The organism is Halolactibacillus halophilus (assembly GCF_900115605.1).
Taxonomy (GTDB): domain Bacteria; phylum Bacillota; class Bacilli; order Bacillales; family Amphibacillaceae; genus Halolactibacillus; species Halolactibacillus halophilus.
In genome coordinates, this window is the sequence record NZ_FOXC01000086.1 from 1 (window position 1) to 1,609 (window position 1,609).

Consider the following 1,609-nt stretch of genomic DNA (forward strand, 5'->3'; position numbering starts at 1 on the left):
GATGCAGCAATCACCAATGCAAAGATAGCTAATGCGTCAATAGACGATGCGAAAATATCCAGTTTAAGCGCAGATAAAATCAACGCCGGCATATTAAGTGCTATAGATATTGAAGGTGTAAACATCACTGGTTCGAGGTTTGTTTCAAACTCTGCTTCCCAAGACCGTCAATTATTTATTGATTCATCGAGGATACATGTAGCAAATCATGACACATCTACAGAGGTACCTGACGCTTTTGTAGATATATCCGGCGATAAATTTCTGTCGTATAAGTTAGGTTTCGAATTAAGAGATGCAGGTATGGTCTTTCAAGCATCTAATGGACTTTATCGAGGAGATATAGCCAGCGGTACTAATGAATATGGTGCATCGACACTCTTTGTTAAAGGCGATAACGAACTTAACTTATTTGCATCTAGCAGGGTGAAAATAGAAAGTTTGATTGATGCTAGAAACGGTATGACAATAACAGGGCACCCAAGAAATTCATATAATGGTATCTCATCTTCTACAAGCAATGGTGGTCATTTAATGCTTGATAGTAATGGTTCTGGGCACCTTTATCTTAATTATACTGATGATGGTGATGTTTATATGTGTAATGGGGGTGGAGATGTAAACCTTGCTGATGGTAGTGGAAGTGTTGGTATTGGTACGAGAAGCCCAGCTTATCGTTTAGACGTTAGAGGTAACGGTAGGTTCACTTCTAGCTTAACTGCACAGTCTATATCAGTTGGCAGTAGCGGTATAAATTCTAGTGGTTACGTTGTAACAAATGCAGTTGACCATAATGGTTCGGGTACTCACCTATATATTAGACCAGGTTCAACTGGTGAGGTTAGAACAACTGGTATTGGGTCTACAAGTTACTATGAAGCTATACGGACAGCCGGTGTAATTACTGGATATACGAATCTTTATTTAGGCGCACCAAGCGAAGTCAGAGCGATGAATGGTAATAGACAAGGTTGGGGTTCATATATACCAGTGAGAGCATCATCTTTCCCAACAAGTTCATCAATTAAATATAAAGATAATATTGAAAACTTTTCTGATTATGATGCTTATAGAATACTAGATAGTACAGATGTAGTAACCTATCATTTAAAAACAAATTTAGAAATTGGGATATACGATAAGGCTAAGATTGGTGTTTTGTCAGAGATGATTCCAAGAGAAATCAGAGATGAAGATGGCGTTGATACTTACTCAATGGTGTCTGTTTTATGGAAAATAGCGAAAGTCCAAAAAAGTAAAATAACTCAATTAGAGCAAAGAATATCTGACCTAGAAATGGTCGTATAGGAGGAAAAAAGATGAATGTATCAATTAAACACGCTTATTTAGGGCAGGCGACTAGCCTGCTTTTTGATTTGGCTTTAAAGGGGAAAGAGTCTCGACACCGCACAAGATTCATTAAACTTCTAACTGAGCGATCACACGAAGTTGAAGAACAGCGAAAGGCACTAGCTGAAGAGCATGCAGAAAAAGATAGTGATGGGAAACCTGCAGTTGAAAACGAGAAGTACGTTATCGTTGATCAGCAGGCGTTTCATGATGATTACGAAGAACTTTTAAATGAATCATTCGTGATTGATGGTGGTGA

Annotated in this window: 2 protein-coding genes; both read left to right on the forward strand. The window is 38.2% G+C overall.

All coding sequences use genetic code 11. The features are described from left to right. Positions 1-1,308 (forward strand): hypothetical protein (locus tag BM098_RS13540; protein ID WP_159430203.1); only part of this gene is annotated, 1,308 nt, incomplete at its 5' end. A gap of 11 nt (positions 1,309-1,319) precedes the next feature. After that, positions 1,320-1,609, forward strand: a 290-nt coding sequence (locus BM098_RS13205) for a hypothetical protein (protein WP_089834122.1), incomplete at its 3' end; no start/stop codon positions are given.